Origin of the sequence: Sphingomonas panni (genome assembly GCF_022664435.1) — a bacterium.
GTDB classification, from domain to species: domain Bacteria; phylum Pseudomonadota; class Alphaproteobacteria; order Sphingomonadales; family Sphingomonadaceae; genus Sphingomonas; species Sphingomonas panni.
In genome coordinates this window covers 39440-56856 of sequence record NZ_JAKREU010000015.1, presented here as the reverse complement: position 1 = coordinate 56856, position 17417 = coordinate 39440, and the positions used below count along the sequence as shown (strand labels likewise).

15 protein-coding genes are annotated in these 17417 nt (G+C 68.2%); 5 read left to right on the top strand and 10 right to left on the bottom strand.

Annotated features, from left to right (window positions below; genetic code table 11):
* Positions 1–197 (bottom strand): hypothetical protein (locus MF609_RS19110; protein ID WP_242417666.1); only part of this gene is annotated, 197 nt, incomplete at its 3' end.
* A gap of 599 nt (positions 198–796) precedes the next feature.
* Between MF609_RS19110 and MF609_RS19105 the strand changes: the two genes are divergently transcribed.
* Positions 797–2068, top strand: coding sequence for an Hsp70 family protein (locus MF609_RS19105; protein ID WP_242417665.1), 1272 nt, complete (start codon positions 797–799; stop codon positions 2066–2068).
* A gap of 235 nt (positions 2069–2303) precedes the next feature.
* Here MF609_RS19105 and treF read toward each other — a convergent pair whose 3' ends face one another.
* Positions 2304–3875: an alpha,alpha-trehalase TreF gene (gene treF, locus MF609_RS19100; protein WP_242417664.1), complete on the bottom strand. Its 1572-nt coding sequence runs from the start codon at positions 3873–3875 to the stop codon at positions 2304–2306.
* Positions 3876–3965: 90 nt separating this feature from the next.
* Positions 3966–4967: a fumarylacetoacetate hydrolase family protein gene (locus MF609_RS19095; RefSeq protein WP_242417663.1), complete on the bottom strand. Its 1002-nt coding sequence runs from the start codon at positions 4965–4967 to the stop codon at positions 3966–3968.
* Between the two features lie 144 nt (positions 4968–5111).
* Here MF609_RS19095 and MF609_RS19090 point away from each other — a divergent pair, with 144 nt between their 5' ends.
* Together MF609_RS19090 and MF609_RS19085 are read left to right on the top strand one after the other, a co-directional pair.
* On the top strand, positions 5112–5558 hold the full coding sequence (locus MF609_RS19090) for a hemerythrin domain-containing protein (RefSeq protein WP_242417662.1): 447 nt from the start codon (positions 5112–5114) through the stop codon (positions 5556–5558).
* Between the two features lie 37 nt (positions 5559–5595).
* Positions 5596–6885 carry an adenylosuccinate synthase gene (locus tag MF609_RS19085; protein WP_242417661.1) on the top strand — a complete coding sequence of 430 codons (1290 nt, stop codon included), beginning with the start codon at positions 5596–5598 and terminating at the stop codon, positions 6883–6885.
* A 220-nt stretch (positions 6886–7105) separates the two neighbouring features.
* Here the strand turns inward: MF609_RS19085 and MF609_RS19080 are convergent, their stop codons facing one another.
* The 6 genes from MF609_RS19080 to MF609_RS19055 form a co-directional block, all read right to left on the bottom strand.
* Positions 7106–7405, bottom strand: coding sequence for a hypothetical protein (locus tag MF609_RS19080; RefSeq protein WP_242417660.1), 300 nt, complete (start codon positions 7403–7405; stop codon positions 7106–7108).
* 292 nt (positions 7406–7697) lie between these two features.
* Positions 7698–8765 (bottom strand): chorismate synthase, encoded by a 1068-nt coding sequence (gene aroC / locus MF609_RS19075; RefSeq protein WP_242417659.1) that lies wholly within the window; start codon positions 8763–8765, stop codon positions 7698–7700.
* On the bottom strand, positions 8762–9277 hold the full coding sequence (locus MF609_RS19070) for a GNAT family N-acetyltransferase (protein WP_242417658.1): 516 nt from the start codon (positions 9275–9277) through the stop codon (positions 8762–8764). Before MF609_RS19070 ends, aroC begins: the two co-directional genes overlap by 4 nt.
* A 4-nt stretch (positions 9278–9281) precedes the next feature.
* Positions 9282–10085, bottom strand: a complete 804-nt coding sequence (gene fabI / locus MF609_RS19065; protein WP_294327633.1) for an enoyl-ACP reductase FabI — start codon at positions 10083–10085, stop codon at positions 9282–9284.
* Positions 10082–11023, bottom strand: a complete 942-nt coding sequence (locus MF609_RS19060; protein WP_242417657.1) for a YihY/virulence factor BrkB family protein — start codon at positions 11021–11023, stop codon at positions 10082–10084. The genes fabI and MF609_RS19060 overlap by 4 nt, the downstream gene beginning before the upstream one ends.
* A 31-nt stretch (positions 11024–11054) precedes the next feature.
* A complete protein-coding gene (locus MF609_RS19055) occupies positions 11055–11996 on the bottom strand; it encodes a DnaJ C-terminal domain-containing protein (RefSeq protein WP_242417656.1) in 942 nt (313 codons plus the stop codon).
* Between the two features lie 158 nt (positions 11997–12154).
* Here MF609_RS19055 and MF609_RS19050 point away from each other — a divergent pair, with 158 nt between their 5' ends.
* Together MF609_RS19050 and MF609_RS19045 are read left to right on the top strand one after the other, a co-directional pair.
* The gene (locus tag MF609_RS19050) at positions 12155–12838 is read left to right on the top strand and encodes a DUF4197 domain-containing protein (RefSeq protein ID WP_242417655.1); all 684 of its coding nucleotides are present in this window, start codon (positions 12155–12157) and stop codon (positions 12836–12838) included.
* A gap of 44 nt (positions 12839–12882) precedes the next feature.
* Positions 12883–14364, top strand: coding sequence for a flavin-containing monooxygenase (locus MF609_RS19045; RefSeq protein ID WP_242417654.1), 1482 nt, complete (start codon positions 12883–12885; stop codon positions 14362–14364).
* Here the strand turns inward: MF609_RS19045 and MF609_RS19040 are convergent.
* Positions 14350–17370: a ligand-binding sensor domain-containing diguanylate cyclase gene (locus tag MF609_RS19040; protein ID WP_242417653.1), complete on the bottom strand. Its 3021-nt coding sequence runs from the start codon at positions 17368–17370 to the stop codon at positions 14350–14352. The two genes, MF609_RS19045 and MF609_RS19040, sit on opposite strands and share 15 nt — an antisense overlap.
* Between the last annotated feature and the right edge of the window lie 47 nt (positions 17371–17417).

Below are 17417 nucleotides of genomic sequence, written 5' to 3'. Positions count from 1 at the left end.
TCGGGCTGTTGCCGCTGTCGGTGCTGATGATGCTGGCCTTCGCCATCGCGATGATCGTCAACTATCCGCAGGTGCCCCGCCGCCGCCCCCGGCGAACGGGCAGGTCCCGCCGCCCCCTTCGGGTGCCGCCCCGGCAGGCGCTCCGCCGCTCGCCAATGCCCCCGCACCGGCACCGGCACCGGCAGGAGTACGAGCAACCCGCTAACCCCAGCCGCAAACCGTACCCCGGCGAAGGCCGGGGTCCAGTTGGGGGCCGCTGGTGGATCATCCCCACCCTACCGTAACTGGACCCCGGCCCGCGCCGGGGTACGGCGCGTTGGTAGAAGCCGCACTACCCGTCCCTTGCCGTACCCCCGCGCAGGCGGGGGTCCAGAGCCACGAACAGAACGCCCGCGCCTTCACCCCCACGCCGCACCCAATCGGCCAGCCTGGCGAACACGAAGAAGGTTGGTTCATGCGAAGGCGCGAAGACGCAAAGAAAAGAATTTCGCGCGGAGACGCGGAGACGCAGAGGGCGCGCGGCCACCGCCACGCTGCGCCAGCAGCCTTCATCCTGCTGCACAAAACGCAACGGCTTCGCCGAAAGAACGACGACCGCCCCACTCACAACCCCTCCGCGCCTCTGCGCCTCTGCGCGAAATCTAGACTTTTTTCCTCCGCGCCTTCGCGCCTTCGCGTGAACCAAACTTCTTCTCTCCGCGCCTCCGCGTGAACCGACCTTCTTCCCCCATCACCCCCAAGACAAACCGAACCAACCCGTGTAGGGCGTCCCGCCGATGCCCGGAGCCCTTCCCCCATGTCCCTCGGCCTAGATTTCGGCACCACCAATTCCGTCCTCGCCCGCGCCGATACCGATGGCGCGACCCTCTTGCCGCTCGACGGACCCGATGGCCCGGACGCCGTGTTCCGCTCCGCGCTGTGCTTCTGGCAGGACGATGTCCCCGGCGGCATCGCGGTCGAGGCCGGCCCCTGGGCGATCGACGAATATCTGCAATTCCCGGAAGGCTGCCGCTTCCTGCAATCGTTCAAGTCGGTCGCCGCCAGCCCCAGCTTCGACACCGCACCGATCTTCACCAAACGCTACCGGTTCGAGGATCTCGGCCGCGCGTTCCTCGACCGGCTCGCCGCTCGCGCGCATGGCGTGCTGACGGGTGCGAAGCGGATCGTCGTCGGCCGCCCGATCACCTATGCCGGCCACCGCCCCGACGAAGCGCTCGCACGGGCACGCTACGACGCGATGTTCGCCGCACTGGGTGCGGAGATCGTCTATGTCTACGAACCGCTCGGCGCCGCGTTCAGCCATGCCGCGACGCTGACCGACGCCGCGACGATCCTCGTCGCCGATTTCGGCGGCGGCACCAGCGATTTCTCGGTCGTCCGATTGGAAGCACCCGGCAGCGACCGTCGCGCGCGGCCCTTGGGGCATGCCGGCATCGGCATCGCCGGCGACCAGTTCGACCGCCGCATCCTCGACAAGCTGGTCCTGCCCCTGCTCGGCAAGGGCGGCACCTATCGCTCGTTCGACAAGGTGCTGGAAATCCCGGCGGGTCATTTCACCGACTTCACCGACTGGTCGCGCCTCGCGCTGATGCGCAATCGCAAGACCATGGCCGAACTCGACAAGCTCCGCCGTGCCGCGACCGATCCCGCCGCGATCGAACGGATGATCGCGGTGATCGAGGGCGAACAGGGCTATCCGCTCTACGACGCCGTCGGTCAGGTGAAGCGCGCGCTGTCGAAAGGCGACGAGGCGACCTTCGCGTTCGAAGGCGGCGGCATCGCCATCGAAGCGCAGGTCACCCGCGACCAGTTCGAAGCATGGATCGCCGACGACCTCGCCCGGATCATGGCGACGGTCGACCGCGCGCTGGCGGAGGCCGGGCTGGAAGCGGACGGCATCGACCGCGTGTTCCTGACCGGCGGCACCTCGCTCACCCCCGCCATCCGCCGCGCCTTTGCCGACCGCTTTGGGGAAGGCCGGCTGGCCTCGGGCAACGAACTCACCTCGGTCGCGCACGGCCTCGCACTGATCGGGCAGCAGGACGATCTGGCGGCGTGGGCGGCATAGGCTTTCCTACACGGCGGCGGGATGCCATCCTCCCACCCGCTCTTTGACAGGTCCGCCGCTCCCCCCACACCCCAACGTCACCCCGGACTTGATCCGGGGTCCCGCTTCTTCGTCACAACGCCAACTTCCGCGCCTAAAACACCGCGAAACCAACTTTCAAACCATTGTTAAGAAACGATTTCTAACAAGCATCCGGCGTCTGCAAACATCGACGCATCGCAACTTTCGCAAACTTTCACCGCCCGGCCCGCACCATCAGCGCCCGCGTCACCCCGTTGGTCCACCCGAACCCGTCCTGTAGCGGATATTCCCCGCCGCCGCCGGGCTTCACCTCCTCGACGTCATATTTCTCGACCAGCTTGCCCGACGCGGCATATTCCCGCTCCACCGTCGTCAGGAAGCGCCGGGCGATCTGGTCCGCCAACGCGCGGTTGCCCGTCCGGTCCAGCCCGGCGACCGCGATCCATTGCAGCGGCGCCCATCCGTTCGGCTTGTCCCATTGCTGCCCGGTATCGACCGTCGTCGTGCGCAGGCCGCCGGGGGCCAGCAACTTCTGCTCGATCGTCGCCGCGACCCGCGTCGCGCGCGGCCCGGTCGTCAGCCCGACGAACAGCGGATAGGCCGTCGCCGCCGTCACCCCGTCGCGCAGCAAGGCGCGCTTGACGTCGTAATCGCCATAGCGCCCCTCGGCCTCGCTCCACAGCCAGCGATCGATCGCCGCCTTGCGCTTCGCCGCCCGGTCGGCAAAGTCCCGCCCCGTCGCCGCATCGCCCGCCTTCATTGCCCCCTCGGCGATCGCCCGCTCCATGCCCCACAGCAGGCTGTTGAGGTCGGCGGGCAGGATATCGGTCGTATCGACGGTCGCCAGCGTCCGCCCGTCGCCCAGCCAGCGCGACGAATAGTCCCAGCCGCTTTCCGCCCCGGCGCGCAGGTCGCGATAGGTATCTCGGGCGGGACGCCCGGCGGCATTCGCCGTCTCGACATCCTCCCGCCATGATTCGTCGCGGGGACTGGTCCGTGCGTCCCAGTAATGCTGCAATACCGCCCCATCAGGCAAAGTCACCGACCGCTCCGGCGACGTGAAGAACGCATGTTCGCGCTTCAGCGCCGCCAGCCGCCGCGCCGCGACCCCCGGATCGCGGTTCTGCGACAGGCCCATCATCAGGTACAGGAACGGCGGCTGCGACCGGCTGAGATAATAGCTCCGCGTCCCGTTCGGCACATGGCCATATCGCTCGATCAGGTCGACGAACCCGTCGAGCATCGATTCGACCAGATCCTGCCGCCCGTCGGCGACCAGGCCCAGCATCGTGAAATAGCTGTCCCAATAATAAAGCTCGCGAAACCGCCCGCCCGGCACCACGAACCGGTCCTTGACCGCCAGCGCGCTCGATCCGGCGGGCGGCGTCACCGGGTCGCGGGTCAGATGCGGCCACAGTGCCGCGATATGCCGCTCGATCGGCAGGCGCGGGCCATGGTCGGATGCGGGCACCGGCTCCAGCCCCGGCACGTCGAAATTGGCCAGCACGAACGCCCGCAACGCCGCGTCGTCGAAACTGCCCTTGCGATAATCGGCCAGGATCGCGGCATCCGGCCGCTTCGGCACCGCGTCGACGAACGTCTTTCCATCGGGGAAGATGCGCCGCATCTGCACCGTTTCGAACAACGCGCCGAACCGGTCGGCGGGTGTAGGGACGGCAGCGGCCGGCGTCGTGGCGACGCGCGCGGTCGGGCGCGGTGCCTCGGCGGTCGTGCATCCGGCCAGCAGGACCGGTATCAGCCAGCGGCAGGTTCGAACGATCGTCATGGCACCCCCGAACGGTTACGATACCGTATTAAATCCCGACCCGCCCTGGCCGTTCCCCCGGCCGCATACGGCAGGGGAAACGGCCAAGCCTCACGCCACCGTCTGTTCGATCACGCCGAAAATCGGGTGATGCCGGTCGTCCTCGGCCCAGATGCGCACCGTATCGCCGCTCTTCAGAAACGGCGTCTCCGCCTTGCCGCCGCGGATCGTCTCGACCGTCCGGATTTCCGCCAGGCAGGAATAACCGACGCCGCCGTCACCCACCGGCTTGCCCGGACCGCCATCGGCGTCGCGGTTCGACACCGTGCCCGACCCGATGATCGTGCCGGCACCCAGCGCGCGCGTCCTGGCCGCATGGGCGATCAGCGTGCCGAAATCGAACGTCATGTCCTCACCCGCCTGCGCCCGCCCGAACGGCTTGCCGTTCAGGTCGACACACATCCGCCGGTGCAGCTTGCCGTCCTGCCACCAGTCGCCCAGCGCATCGGGCGTGACGAACACGGGCGAAAAGGCGGACGCCGGCTTCGACTGGAAGAACCCGAACCCCTTGGCGAGTTCGCCCGGGATCAGCCCGCGCAGCGACACGTCGTTGGTCAATCCGACCAGCCGCACCGCCGCCAGCGCCTCTTCCCGCGACGCACCCATGGCCACGTCGCCGGTCACGACCACCACCTCGGCCTCGAAATCGCAGCCCCAGCCCGTGTCGTTCAGCGGGATCGGGTCGCGAGGTGCCAGAAAGCCGTCCGACCCGCCCTGATACATCAGCGGATCGTGCCAGAAGCTGTCGGGCATCTCCGCCCCGCGTGCCTGCCGCACCAGCGCGACATGGTTCACATAGGCCGACCCGTCCGCCCATTGATAGGCACGCGGCAACGGCGACGCCGCGTCGCGCTCGTGGAACCGCTCCTTCGGGATCACGTCATGGTCGAGGTCGGTGGCAAGGTTGCGCAGGTCGCCCTCGTAGCGATCCCAATCGTCCAGCGCGGCCTGCAGCGTCGACACGATCCCGCCGGCATCGGCATACCATGCCAGGTCGGTGGAAACGACGACCAACCGGCCATCGCGACCGTGCTTGAGGCTGGCGAGTTTCATGGATGCGCTCTCCTGTCGGCTATCGTTGTGGGCCCAAGCTTTGCGCGGTTGGGCGCGCGATGTCGAGTGGGGCACGCTCACACGCTTTGTTAACGCCGGGCGTGGAAGGCTGCGCGGCCAACGATCGGGGGAGAGGACGCGACGATGCTAAGCTATGAACGGCTGGTCGCCGAACATCAGGAGATCGAGAGCGACGCCGCCGACCTGTTGCAGCACGCCGGGCGCCGCCCGCTCGATCCGGCCGCGATCGCGAAGACCCGCTGGTCGTTCAGCCGGAAACTGCTCACCCACCTCACCAAGGAGGATCTGCTGCTTTATCCGATGCTCCGCCGCAGTCCGCTGCCGGAGGTCGCCGCACTGGCGGAACGCGCGGTCGATGACGTCGGCGGGCTGGGCGACGCGGTAAAGGACTATATGCGGCGCTGGACCAGCGATTCGATGACCGCCGACCCGGACGGTTTCGAACGCGACACCCAGCATCTGGTCGCCGCACTGCGCGACCGTATCCTTCGCGAGGAATCGCAACTCTATCGTCACATTCCGGGCGCTCCGGCCGAGCCCAAGGTGGACGGACGCGCTCGAGCGGCCTAGTGCAGCGCGGAAACGCGCATTGCATGAGGGTATGGACGTGGCGAACGTAGCGGTGATCGGCGCCCAATGGGGTGACGAGGGCAAGGGCAAGATCGTCGACTGGCTGGCGGAACGCGCCGACATGGTCGTCCGGTTTCAGGGCGGGCATAATGCCGGCCACACGCTGGTCGTCGGCGGCACCACCTACAAACTCTCGCTGCTGCCCTCGGGTATCGTGCGGGGCACGCCATCGATCGTCGGCAACGGCGTCGTCCTCGACCCCTGGGCGCTGAAGGCCGAGGTCGAGCGCCTGCGCGAACAGGGCGTGTCGGTCACCCCCGACACGCTGATGATCGCCGAGACCTGCGCGCTGATCCTCCCCTTCCACCGCGATCTCGACGGCCTGCGCGAGGACGCCAGCGGCGCGGGAAAGATCGGCACGACCCGTCGCGGCATCGGCCCGGCCTATGAGGACAAGGTCGGCCGCCGCGCGATCCGCGTCTGCGACCTTGCCCATCTCGACCAGCTGGAGCCGCAGCTCGACCGGTTGACCGCGCATCACGACGCGCTGCGCGCCGGGTTCAACGAACCGGCGATCGATCGGGAACAGCTGATCGCCGAACTGCGCGCCATCGCCGATTTCGTCCTGCCCTATGCCCAGCCGGTATGGCGCGTGCTGGCGCAGGCCAAGGCGAAGGGTCAGCGCATCCTGTTCGAAGGCGCGCAGGGCGTGCTGCTCGACATCGACCACGGCACCTATCCGTTCGTCACCTCGTCCAACACCATCGCCGGCACCGCGGCGGGCGGGTCGGGCATGGGTCCGGGTGCGGTCGGCTTCGTGCTGGGCATCGCCAAGGCCTACACCACCCGCGTCGGCTCCGGCCCCTTCCCGACCGAACTGGAGAACGAGACCGGCGAGCGTCTGGGCGTGCGCGGCCATGAATTCGGCACCGTGACGGGGCGCAAGCGCCGCTGTGGCTGGTTCGACAGCGTCTTGGTGCGACAGGCGGCGGCGGTCGGCGGCATCACCGGCATCGCGCTGACCAAGATCGATGTGCTGGACGGGTTCGAGGAAGTGGCGATCTGCACCGGTTATCGCCTCGGCGACCAGGTGCTCGACTATTTCCCCGCCCACGCCGCCGATCAGGCGAAGGTCGAGCCGATCTACGAAACCATGCCCGGCTGGTCGGAATCGACGGCGGGTGCGCGCAGCTGGGCCGAACTGCCGGCGCAGGCGATCAAGTATATCCGCCGCATCGAGGAACTGATCCAGTGCCCGGTGACGCTGGTATCGACCAGCCCGGAACGCGACGACACGATCCTGGTCCGCGATCCCTTCGCGGATTGATCGGCCACTTTACCCACTCAAACCCGTTCGGTTCGAGCAGCTTCGAGCGTAGTCGAGAAGCGTCCGTCGAGAACGCCCCGTTTGGGGCACCGCCTTCTCGACTACGGTTCTCGACAGGCTCGAACCTCCGCTCGAAGCAAACGGGAAGGGTTAGCCGAGGCGTAGGACGACAAAAGGCCCGCCCGGACATGCTCCGGGCGGGCCTTTCCGTATCCACCGCTTACTGCGGCGTACCGCTGGTCGGCGGAGTAGTCGGCGTATCGCCCGTGGTGGTGGGCGGCGTGGTCGTATCGTCGGTCGTCGTGTCGTCGGTCTTCGATTCACCCGGCCGGGTCGGATCGCTCGGCTCCGCCTGTACCGGATTGGTCGGGCCGGTCGTCTGCGGCGATGGCTGGGTCGGCCGCATCGGATCGGGGGCGCCCTGCGTCGTGGTCGGCTGGGTCGGGGCGGGCGTCACCTGCGCCATGGCCGCGGTCGAACCACAGAGGATCAGCAGGCTCGTGACAATGGTCTTGCGCATCGAAATTCTCCTTGCATCAAGCAAGGGTTTCAATGCCCGCATGGTCGGAAAGGGTCCAGCGCCGCAAAACGGCTCATCGTTCGAACCAAGCAGAACAAAGACCAGTCGTGGCATGGAAGCGGTCAGTGCTTGCGGAAATTCGGCATAGATCACGACCGGACGCCCCCGACCGGCAATTCTTCTCGGTTCCAACCATCCAACCGTCACGACGAACTTGGTCCGATGGCGCGCTTTCTCTTCGGCTTCACGGCGACGATCATATCCTGCGAGACGAGCGCGGCGATTGCTCTCGCTACCCCACCTGCCCGCGATGCCGCAGCTTCTGATCGGCCAGCACCAGCGCGACCATCGCCTCGACGACCGGCACCCCGCGAATGCCGACGCATGGATCGTGTCGCCCCTTGGTCGCGATCGTCGTCGCCCGCCCGTCCGGGCCGATCGTCTCGACCGGCGTCAGGATCGAACTGGTCGGCTTGAACGCGACCCGCAGCGTCACCGGCTGTCCGGTCGAAATCCCGCCGGCAATGCCACCGGCATGATTGGCGAGGAACTCGGGACCGCCCGCGCCCGGCCGCATCGGATCGGCGTTCGCCTCTCCCGACAAGGAAGCAGCCGCGAAGCCGTCGCCGATCTCGACGCCCTTCACCGCGTTGATCGACATGGCGGCACTCGCCAGCTCGGCATCCAGTTTGGCATAGAGCGGCGCGCCCCAGCCTGCCGGCACGCCTTCCGCCCGGCACGCCACCACCGCGCCCAGCGACGACCCGGCCTTGCGCGCACCATCGACCAGCGCTTCCCACCGTGCCGCCGCCGCCGCATCGGGGCAGAAGAACGGGTTGCGGCCGATCTCCGCCGCATCGAAGCTCGCGGGATCGATCGCATCGCCACCGATCGATTCGACCCAGGCGGTAATCGTCACTTCCGGGATCACCAGCCGCGCAACGGCACCCGCCGCAACCCGCGCCGCCGTCTCGCGCGCCGACGACCGCCCGCCGCCGCGATAGTCGCGGAAACCGTATTTGGCGTCATAGGCATAATCGGCATGGCCGGGGCGATATGCCTTGGCGACCTCCGAATAGTCCTTCGACCTTTGGTCGACATTCTCGATCATCAGGCTGATCGGCGTACCCGTCGTCCGCCCGTCGAACACGCCCGACAGGATGCGCACCGCATCCGGCTCGCGCCGCTGCGTGGTGAAGCGGCTGGTTCCCGGCCGGCGCGCGTCGAGGAACGGCTGGATATCCGCCTCGCTCAAGGACAGCCCCGGCGGGCACCCGTCGACCACTGCGCCCAGCGCCGGGCCATGGCTCTCACCCCAGGTCGTGAAGCGGAACAGATGCCCGAAACTATTGTGGCTCATGCGTCTTCCCCCAAAGCCGCAAAGGCGCGGGCATGGATCGCCGCGCCGGGTGTATGGACGCATGGTCCGTCGTTCAGGCGGATGCCCAGGAAATATTCGCCGGCATAAGGGCTGTCGAACCCGCGCGCCGTCGCCGCCTCGAACCCGAAGCGGCCGTAATAGGCCGGATCGCCCAGCACGAACGCCAGTTCGACCCGCGCGCTGCGCAGATGAGCGATGGCAGCGGCGACCAGTGCCTCGCCCACACCCTGCCCCCGCGCCGCCTTCGCCACCGCCAGCGGCGCGATGGCGACAGCGGCAACCTCGCGCGCATCGGCGGTCACCTGCATCCGGCTCGCGGCGATCATCCCGACCACCGCACCGGCATCCTCGGCGACCAGCACCAGCACCAGATCGCCATCGATCGCCAGTTGCTGGACCAGCCGCGCCTCTTCGTCGCGCAGGAAACAGGCGCGTAGCAGGCCGTCCACCGCCGGCGCGTCCGCACCGGTCGCCGCGCGGATGACGCTCATGGGCTTACGACAGCGCGATGTCGGGCGCGTCCTCGGCCTTCATGCCGATGACGTTATAGCCGGCATCGACATGGTGGATCTCGCCGGTGACGCCGCTCGACAGGTCGCTCAGCAGATACAGCCCCGCCCCGCCGACATCGTCGATCGTCACGTTGCGGCGCAGCGGCGAGTTCAGCTCGTTCCACTTCAGGATGTAACGGAAATCGCCGATCCCGCTGGCGGCCAGCGTCTTGATCGGACCGGCCGAAATGGCATTCACCCGGATATTCTCCGGCCCCATGTCCATCGCCAGATACTTGACCGACATGTCGAGCGCGGCCTTCGCCACGCCCATGACGTTGTAGTGCGGCACGACCTTTTCCGACCCGTAATAGGTCAGCGTCAGCAGCGACCCGCCATTGGGCATCAGCGCCCGCGCCCGCTTGGCGACCGCCGTGAACGAATAGACGCTGATGTTCATCGTCATCAGGAAATTGTCGAGGCTGGTGTCGTAATACCGGCCGCGCAGCTCGTTCTTGTCCGAAAAGCCGATAGCGTGGACGACAAAATCGATCGTCGGCCAGCGCGCGGCAATCGTGTCGAACGCCGCGTCCAGCGCACCCATGTCCGACACGTCGCATTCGATCAGGAAGTCCGCGCCCAGTTCGGTCGCCAGCGGACGCACGCGCCGCTCCAGCGCCTCGCCCTGATAGGTGAACGCCAGCTCCGCCCCCTGCGCGGCAAGCTGCTTGGCGATGCCCCAGGCCAGCGACCGATCGTTGGCGAGGCCCATGATGACCCCCCGCTTGCCCTGCATCAAACCGTTCACGCGACCGTCCCTTTTTCCTCTGTAGCCGCACCCTCTAGCGCAGGGTCGGGTGTTTCCGCCAGCGCCGCGTTCAATTCGCCGCCGATCACCACGCCCAGCCCGACGATATAGAAGAAAAACAGCGCGATCATCACGCCGGCCAGGCTGCCATAGGTGCGGTCATAGCCCCCCAGCGCATCGATCGCGAGCGGCAGCAGCTGGGTCGTGCCGATCCACACCGTCGCCGTCGCCACCGCACCGGGCCATTTCGGGCATTTCGAATAGCGATATTTCTTCGGGCTGAGCGTATAGAACAGCGTGTAGAGCGCGACGAACAGCGCCAGCGCCGGGAACAGCTTCGCGATCGACAGATAGGCGGCATAGGGCTGCAGGAACGGCAACAGGCGATAGATGACCTGTTCCACGCCGACCAGCACGACCTGAAGGCTGAACGCCAGCATCAGCATCACCACCGACCCGACGATCAGCCCGATCGACCCCAGCCGATATTCCCAGAACGGCCGCGAGAACGGAATGCCATACGCCTGGCGCAGGATCGAGCGCACCGTCTCGATAAAGCCGGTCGTGGTCCACAACCCGACCAGTGCACCCAGCCACAGCAGCGATCCCGACCGCGCCTGCAATACGTCGAGGATCGGCTGCTCCAGCACCACCGCCACGTCGCGCGGCACGGTTTCGAGGAAGGCGGTGACCGCATGGATGCTGTCGCCGCTGCGCCCGACCGCCCGCGCGATCGCCGCCGCGACGATGAAGAAGGGGAACAGCGTCAGCAGCGAGAGATAGGCGAGGTTGCCGGCATGGGTGAAACCGTCGTTGAACGTGCCGATGGCGACCCGCTTCGTCACCTCGATCGCGCGCGCCGACGGCCGCAGCCGCGCAAGCGAGGGGCGCCCGTGGCGCTGCCTGGCCTCGGGACTGGTCGGGGTCGGCTCGGTCATGCAGTTCGTTTCGACTGGTTTCGCAGGCGGATCAAACGCCCAGCTTGGCCCTCGGGTCCGTGTCCGCGCCGCTCCAACCCTCGACGAATGCCGCCAGTTCGGCGTCGTCGGCGGGAATGTCGACCAGCAGCGTGACGAGCTGGTCGCCGCGCGTACCGTCTTTCCGATGGAATCCCCGGCCCTTGAGCCGCAGCGTCTTGCCCGAGGTCGCGCCCTTGGGCACGCTCAGCATCACCGCGCCCTCGACGGTCGGCACGCGCACTTTTCCGCCCAGCACCGCTTCGGCCAGGTTGATCGGCAGGTCGATGCGCACATCGTCCCCGTCGCGGGTATAGAAACGGTGCGGCTGTACCTCGACCGTCACGATCGCATCGCCCGCACCACCGGGGCCGGCATCGCCCTTGCCGGTCAGCCGCATCTGCGTACCCGTATCGACGCCGGCGGGCAGCTTCAGGTCGATCGTCTTGCCATCGGCCAGCGTGATGCGCTGCGGGCTGAGCGTCGCCGCATCCTCGAACGGTACCTTCAGGCGGTAGGCGACATTGCCACCCTTGGGCTGCGGCCGCCGGCCGAACCCGCTGGCGAAGCCGCCGCCGCCACCGCCGCCGCGACCGCCGAACAGCCCTTCGAAAATATCCGAAAAATCGCCGCCCTGCCCCTCCGGCCCCATGTCGAACCCGCCGCGCCCGCCGGGACCGGGGCGAAAGCCGCCGGCACCGCCCCCGGTGCCGAACCCGAAGGGCGATGCCGGATTGCCGTCGCCGTCGATCTCGCCCCGGTCGAACCGCGCGCGCTTGTCCTTGTCGGTCAGCAGATCATAGGCCTGCGTAACCTTGGTAAAGCGGTCGGACGCGGCCTTGTTGTCCTTGTTCCGGTCCGGGTGCAGCTCCTTGGCGAGCTTGCGATACGCCTTCTTGATATCTGCTTCGGTCGCGCCGCGCGCGACACCCAGGGTTGCATAGGGATCAGCCATGCTTCGGTAGCTAGGGCCAGCGACGCGGCTCGGCAATGGGTTGCACGACCGAAACGGAAGCAAAACGAAGTCCGGTTCAACGTCGGTTCACGGCGGACAGGGCACCGGAAGCCATCGCCTGCGTTGGCAGCGCAATCATATCCTGGGAGAATCCCGTCATGGTCCAAGCCCCGCTGTCGCGTCGCCATATCCTCGGCGGCGCTGCCCTGCTCCTTCCGGTCGCCCTGCTCGGCGGCTGCGCCACACCGCTCGGCAGCTATGGTGTCGAGGAAGGCGTGCGCCGCCTGCTCACCCTGTCCAGCCAGCGCGCGTTCGAACGGCTGATCCGGCCCGGCGGCTTCTATGACGATCAGCTGACCCGCCTGACGCTGCCGGACACTGCCGGCCAGAGCAATGTGCTGGCGGCGGTGCTGCGGACCAATGCGGTACGCGGTCGTATCGCCATGGCGCTGAACGACATCGCGGTCGATGCCGCCGACCGCGCCACGCCGGTCGTGCTCGATTCGATCCGTGGGCTGACGCTGGCCGATGCCGTCGCCGTCCTGCGCGGCGGGCCGACCGCCGCCACCGACCTGCTGGCACAGTCGGCGCGCGGCGCGGTGATCGAGGCGATGTTCCCCGAATTTTCGAGCGGCCTGCGATCGGACGCGACCGAAATCCTGTCGGCGATCGTCTCGGCGCAGACCGGTATCGACTATGCCGCGATCGCGCGCAGCGCCGCCGATCAGGCGGGCAACGCCATCTTCCGCGCAATCGGGCGAGAGGAAGCGGCAATCCGCGCCGATCCGCGCCGCACCGGCGATCCGGTGCTGACCGCGCTGCTGCTCGGCACGCGCGGCTGACGCCGGGCTTGGCAAGGGCGCGGCGGCGGCGGATAAGTTTGTCCATGTCGACCCCCGCCCCTGCCGAACTCCAACTCGATGTCGCGATCATCGGCGCCGGCATTTCCGGCATCGACGCCGCATATCATCTGCAACGGCGCTGCCCCGACCGCCGCTACGTCATCTTCGAGGCCCGCGGCGCGATCGGTGGCACTTGGGACCTGTTCCGTTATCCCGGCGTCCGTTCCGACTCCGACATGCACACCCTGGGCTTTCCCTTCCGACCATGGCGCGGGGACAAGGCGATCGCCGATGGCGGCGACATTCGCGACTATATCGAGGATACGGCGCGCGCCTTCGGCGTCGACCGACATATCCGGTTCCGTCACCGCATCGTCCGCGCCGACTGGTCGTCGGACACCGCGCGCTGGACGCTGACGGTCGAGGTCGACGGCTCGGTTACGACGATCGCCTGCCGCTTCCTGTTCATGGGCTGCGGCTATTACGACTATGCCGGCGGCCACGCCCCCGATTTCGACGGACAGGCGGACTTTACCGGGCGGATCGTCCACCCCCAGCACTGGCCGCAGGACCTCGACGTCGCGGGCAAGCGTGTCGCGGTGATCGGCAGCGGCGCGACCGCCGTGACCCTGGTCCCGGCGCTGGCGGCACGCGGCGCGCAGGTCACCATGGTCCAGCGCTCGCCCAGCCATATCGTCTCGCAACCCTCACGCGACCGGGTAGCGAAATGGCTCTACCGCCTGCTCCCCGAACGCGTCGCCGGACGGATCGCGCGGTGGAAGAGCGCGGCGCTCGGCCTCGCCGCCTATCAGTTCGCACGGCGCTGGCCGCGCCGGATGGAGGCGCTGATCCTGAAGGGGGTGCGCGCCGAACTGCCCGACATGGCGGAGGTCGATCGTCACTTCACCCCGCGCTACGATCCCTGGGACCAAAGGCTGTGCCTCGTGCCCGACAGCGACCTGTTCGCCGCGCTGCGCAGCGGGTCGGCGACCATCGTCACCGACACCATTCGCCGCCTGACGCAGGAAGGCATCGAATTGTCGTCGGGCGAACGGGTCGACGCGGATATCATCGTCACCGCGACGGGTCTGAAGCTGCACCTGCTGGGCGGCATCGCGCTCGCCATCGACGGACGACCGTTCGTACCCGCCGACCACCTGATCTATCGCGGCATGATGGCGTCGGGCGTGCCCAATCTCGTGCTGGCGCTCGGCTACACCAATGCATCCTGGACGCTGAAGATCGACCTCGTCGCCCGGCGCATGTGCCGGATGCTGAACCATATGCGGCGGCACGGCTATGACAGCTGCACGCCGCTGCCGCCGGCCGCCGATGTGGAACGTCGCCCGCTGCTCGACTTCAGTTCGGGCTATGTCGTGCGCGCGGCGGACATCACCCCGGCACAGGGGTCGCGCGCGCCGTGGCGACTGCGGCAGAACTATTTCCTCGACTATGCGACGCTGCGCTTCGGCGCACTTGGCGACGGCGTGCTGCGGTTCGCACGGGCGGGGTCAGCACGCGACTGACAGCCCGGCAACGTCCGCGTCGTGCAGCACCACGCGGTTGCGGCCATCGCGCTTGGCCCGATACAGCGCCAGATCGGCCCGGTGGAGCAGTTCGGCCGGGGACGTATCGCCGGTCGCCGCCGCTACCCCGCCGCTGACCGTCACGCGTATCTCGACACCGTTCGCCACCACCGGCGTGTCCGCCACCGCCGCACGCACCCGCTCGGTGGTCGCGCATGCCTCCCTCGGCGACGTGTCGGCAAACAGGATCGCGATCTCCTCCCCGCCATAACGGGCGACCAGATCGACGCCGCGCACCGATCCCGCGATCCGCGCCGCGACCGCTTCGATCGCGGCATCGCCGACCTGATGGCCGTGCGCGTCGTTGATCCGCTTGAACAGGTCGATGTCGAGCATCGCGACGACATAGGTTCCACCGCTGCGCAGCGCCGCCGCGTGCGCCGTCTCCAGCATCGCGATCATGGTCCGCCGGTTGGCAAGGCCGGTCAGCGGATCGGTACCCGCCAGCAGCTCCAGCCGGGCATTCGCCGCGCGCAGCTCCTGCGTCCGCTGCGCGATCACGTCCTCCAGCGCGCGGGTCCGGCGGCGCAGCACAACCGTCCGCAACTGCACGATGCCGATGATGGCAAGGACGATCAACAGCGCCAGCGCGACCCGGACCGGCCACCGCTCGTACCAGGCCTGCGCGACGATCAGGTCGACGGTGCCGGTCACCACGCGGGGATGCACCCCCGGGATGCGCGCCTGCAGTTCGAGGGGATAGCGCCCGCCGGGCAGGTTGGTATAGATCGCGGTCGCCGGGCTGGCCGGCGGTATTTCGACCCAGTCCTCGTCGAACCCGCGCAGGCGGTAGCGATAGCGTATCTCCTCCGGCGCGGCATAGTCGCTGAGCGCGAAGGCGATGCGGATGCCGTGTCCGGCGGACCGGACCACCCGGCTCCGCGGGTCGTAGGACACGTCCCGGCCGTCCTCCTCGATCTCGCTGACCGTCAATGCGGGAGCGGCGATGGCGCGCGCCGCCGTCAGCTGGTCCGGGCGCAGCACCAGCAAGCCACCGGTGCCGCCGAACAGCAGGTCGCCGCCCCGGGTGATCGCGGTCACCCGCTGGCTGAACGAATCGGACGTCAGCCCGTCGCGCTGGCTGACCCTCAGCACCGTTTCATGGACCGGATCGATCACCGAAATCCCGCTGGCACCGGTGGCCCAGATGCGTCCGGCCCGACCGACCTGCACCGCGGCGACATTATCGTTGGCAAGGCCGCGCGCCTCGGTGATCGCGTGGAAGCGCCAGCCCTGCGGCGTCTTGCGTCCCCGCGCCACGCCGCCATAGGTGCCCACCCACAATGTATCGCCGACCGGCACGATCGACCCGGTATAGTTTTGCGGCAGGCTGGCCGGATCGGACGGATCGTTGCGATAGGTCGTGAAGCGGCCGGTCGCCGGGTCGAACCGGTTGATCCCGCCGGGCGTCGCGATCCACACCCCGCCACCGGGCGCTGCGACCAGGTTGATGACCTCATTATTGGCCAGTGACCGATCGTCGTTCGGGACATGGCGATAACGCTGGACCCGCCCCGTCCGGTCGTCGCGCACGAACAGGCCGCGATAGGTGCCGATCAGCAGGCGGTGGCCGCTCTGCAACAGCGATATGACCGGCAGGTCGCCCAGTCCGTTGACGGGCAGCGTCCGTTCGGCCAGCGTGTCGGGATCGATCGTCACGACGCCGCGTCCCCCCGCGAGGATGGTACCGTCGGCGCGTTCGGCGAACGCCTTCACATCCTGTCCGGCATGGCTGCCGTTCAACCGCAGGTGGCGCACCTCCCCTGCGGCCCGGTCGATCCGGTCGATCAGCCCGTTGCTCATGCCGACCCAGATCCGGTCGTGCCGGTCGACCAGCAACCCGCGCACGTTGCGATCGGCCAGCGAATGGCGCGGGTCCAGCATGGCGGGACCGATGGTGAAGATCGCCTCGCGCGACGGGTCGGTATGCGATGCGCCGACCTCCGTCGCGGCCCATAGCCGGCCGGTACGATCGATCATCAGGTTGCGCACGGTATCACCCGACAGCGACGCCCGGTCCCCCGGATTGTTGCGCATCCGGCGTACGGCAAATCCGCCCTCGGTCGAAATCCGCAGCACGCCCAGCCCATCCGTCCCGACCCAGATGATGCCGCCCTTGCCGACGGCAAAGGCGCGGATGGTACGGTGCCCGATGTCGGGAGAAGCGCCCGACAGCGCCGCCGGCTGGACGAACCGGCCGCTGCGCAGCTGGACGAAGATGCCGTGCGACCCGGTGCCTACCCACAGCCGCCCGGCCGGGTCGCGCGTGATCGCCCAGACATCGCCGATCTCGGGCGTGGCGACGGGCACGAACCGGTCCGAACCGGCACGACGCACGAACAGCCCCGTGTCCCCCCCGGCATAGAGCGTGCCGTCGCGGTCGCGATGCACGGCATAGGCCCCTTCGGCCAGCGCGCTGCCCGCCCCGGTGAACGGGTCCACCCGATCGCGCCGGACATCGTAATGAAACACCCCGCGGTCGGACGCGATATAGGCGCCGCCCGCCGCGTCGGAAGTGATCGCCATGATCCGCGCGCCCATGCCGACGCCGGCGGCGCCGACGACCGCTACGAACCGGTCCGATCGCGCATCGAACCGGACCAGCCCGCCGACATTCGTACCGACCAGCAGGCCGCCATTCGCCAGCGGCAGAAGCGACCGGACATAATTGTCGGGCAGCCCGTCGCGCCGGCCGGCGGCCTGCCGAAACACCTTCACCCGTTGGCCGTCATAGCGCGCCAGCCCGCCGCGCGTACCGATCCAGACCAGCCCGTCGCTGCTCTGCACGATCGCCGTGGTGGTCGCGTGCGGTAGCCCTTCTGCGCCGTCCAGCGTCTGGAACCGGGGATTGCGCCATCCCGACCATGCATCCGGCCGGGACGCAGCGATGGCCGCACCGGGACACCACCCGGCAAGGAACAGGATAAGAAGGACAAAGTGCCGCATCGCCATCGCAGCGGCAGCTTGCCCGAACTTCGTTTACGCTGATTTAA